The organism is Candidatus Cloacimonadota bacterium (genome assembly GCA_020532355.1).
Classification (GTDB): Bacteria; Cloacimonadota; Cloacimonadia; order Cloacimonadales; family Cloacimonadaceae; genus UBA5456.
Map to the genome: position 1 here is coordinate 1 of JAJBBD010000007.1, position 2,860 is coordinate 2,860.

The 2,860-nt window shown below is 45.8% G+C and carries 2 protein-coding genes; both read left to right on the top strand.

From position 1 onward, the window contains the following. Positions 1 to 588 precede the first annotated feature (588 nt). Positions 589 to 1,224, top strand: a complete 636-nt coding sequence (locus LHW48_00155; GenBank protein ID MCB5258873.1) for a hypothetical protein — start codon at positions 589 to 591, stop codon at positions 1,222 to 1,224. Between the two features lie 61 nt (positions 1,225 to 1,285). Then, on the top strand, positions 1,286 to 2,860 hold a 1,575-nt coding region (locus tag LHW48_00160), incomplete at its 3' end, for an AAA family ATPase (GenBank protein MCB5258874.1).

Consider the following 2,860-nt stretch of genomic DNA (forward strand, 5'->3'; position numbering starts at 1 on the left):
TGCAAATTTGGACTCATTTCAGGGTATTTTCAGACCATCGAATTTGGAAAAACTATTAGCTCATTTTCTACGCTGCGCCAGTAGTGCGTTTCTCCTCGTCAGTAAATAACTCCCGGTCTGAACTGGGTCCATAAAACTGTTTCACAACTCTAATCAGTAGAATACATGGTTATCTCTATTTATGGCAAATAGATGGGCTGCATTTTAGGGCATTTTCAAGTTTGTAAGAATCTGCTTTCTCATGGTTGTGTCCTGGGTATTATATTGTGAAGTACCGGGGAAGCAGAATTGTCTGAAAATTTATCCAGAATTCCCCGTTAACAAGCGGAAAGGACTTCCCAAGTTATTGCCATGCAGTAGAGTAGCACCTAGCAATATCTAATGGGAGGCGCTTATGAAAGCGACCAGTTACGATTTTAGGCACAGGGCAAGCAGGGCAGACCACTGTGACACGTTGAGCACTGTGACAGGTGTCACAGTGGTTCCCGAAAGACGGGAAAAGCCACAGAAGCTCATCAGTAGTGTGTTTGAGCACTGTGACAGCAAAAATGCCGGATTTAGTGTCACAGTGGTCTCGGGGAGAGATCTATGACCGCCAGAGAACTCGTATTGAACTTCGTTAACCAGTATCGCAAGCCCTTCGATGTGCCCCTGATCGTCAATATGACGGGACTGGAGATCGAGGAGATTGAGCCTATCATAACCGAACTGCTGAAGGACAAGACTATTAAGTTAGCCAGCAACCGGGAGCCCATCTATGGCCGCAGTAACCGCTTTAACACAACTTTGGACAAGCAGTTGCGAGCGCACTGGAACTTCGATCCCAAGGCAGCCCTGGCACTTCTCAATCTGATCGAAAAACGCAGTTTCACTTCAATCAGAAGCATCGCAGAAGCCTTCGGCAGAAGCCGTCAGTGGGTCTTCGTCTATCTGGAAGCCCTGGCCTCGGCAGGTGTGATAGGCGTTAACCAATATGGTTACTGCGTGTTAACCAAGAAGGACGTCGGCAAGGTAGGCATCAGGATCAAGCGTGGCATCCTCAAGGAACTGATCTCCCACTGTGCCGAGTTACGTAAGCAGCAGAGACAGCAAGCTAAGATGGATACCTGGCATCTAAAACTGGAAAGCCCTGAGCCGCTTGAAAAGGAGATGGAAGCCTTTAATATGATAATTCACACAGTTATGGAGTGCCTGGGCTTCAATAGAACCCCGTATCAAAAATAGTCAGCCAGTTTTTCTGTACCAAGTTTATAATAGGGGCAGAATAGAATTTTTGGGAGAAGATATGCATACCGATCTTATTCAATGCTTGGAGGAATACAGCTCCATCAAACAAAGAAATACGGCTCACTGTGAAGAATCCTCAGTTGATAAGAGATCTGAAGATTTGGGGCTTCTTCCTAATCACGGCAAGACAGCCAACCTTACCATTGGAAAATCAAATCATTGCATTCAAAATAGTCTGCTCCGCAAACTTATCCGGCATAAGGAATTGAAAGCTTATTGCCTAGAATCCAATGACCTGTCTGTGATCTCAGGGATCTACCAACAAACCAGGGAGAACTATGATCTGGATTACTCAGTGAGGGACATTCTTGGTTTCCTGCCAAGCCCGCAGGCCAATCTGAAAGCTGGATTCGATTATCTGATTAGCTTGGTAGATCGTGGGATCCTCAGCTTCTCCTTTCCCCCTGATCACGACTTCCACACCAATCTTGCATCTTTGCTGCAAGGTCAATACCGCCTTAATGGATTGTTATGGAACATTTTGCTTGGCAAGAAACCATTAAAGTGCTGCGTTGCTATCCTCAACAAGGGATATAAAGATAGTGCCGACCCGCTTGAAGTTGTTTGCGATGCGCTGAGCCATCTTTTCAACCATTATCCTGAGCTTAGGCAGGAACCCAGAGTTGCGGAAGGCGTCTATTACGGTAAAGTGGTGAACCGGATACTGGATATTGCCCTTGATAAGATATCCAGTTTACCCTCAGACAATTCGCTCGGAAGATTTATCACTGCCCATAAACTTAATCCTTTCTGGCAGAAGTCCCTATATATGATCTATTTTCATCAGACCAGGCTAAATGTTGAACTGAGTATTCTAGCTCTAGCTACTTTAATCACCGAAAACAAATCTGATCTTCAGCAAGCAGTTAAATCTGTTGCCCGAAAGAATCTCCTTCAGCATGAAGGTTTGCTTGAGTATCCAGAGCCAAGCATATATCGTAACGATCTTTCCCTGAGTGACGCGGCATTAACGGAATTAACGGATACTTCCACTGGAAAGGTTTTTAACTTGGCAACTACTATTTCTGACTCAGCTTACTTTAGCATGATTAAACCACGTCAGATCATGGATCAACTGATATTACCAGCACATACTCTGGAAAGTATCAAGGCGATTGTAGCGCGCTTGACAAACCCTCGTAAGGATGAGTTAGTGCAATGGGGCCTAATGGGGGCATCTCTTACCGATGATGTATCTGTCCAGCAGGGTTGCATCATTCTGCTCCACGGAGAGCCGGGCACAGGTAAAACCTTCATTGCCGGAGTGATCGCCAACGAACTGAACCGATCTCTGCTGATGATCAATGCCAACAACATCCGTGACATGTATTATGGCAGCACGGAAAAGCGAGCCCGGGCTATGTTTAAAGAGATGCGTCAAATAGCAGCGGAAGTGAATCCCGTCTTTCTGCTCAATGAAGGCGACCAGCTGATCCACAAGCGTGGAAATGATCTGGAGCGTTCTGCAGATGTAACCGAGAACGCCATCCAAAGTATCTTTTTGGAAGAGATGGAAAGCTTTCCAGGTATCTTGATCGTAACCTCGAACCTGGCACAAAACCTTGATCCCGCA

Excerpts from the sequence above, each read along its gene's own strand:
- LHW48_00155 (MCB5258873.1), top strand. The coding sequence starts at position 589 with ATGACCGCCAGAGAACTCGTATTGAACTTCGTTAACCAGTATCGCAAG.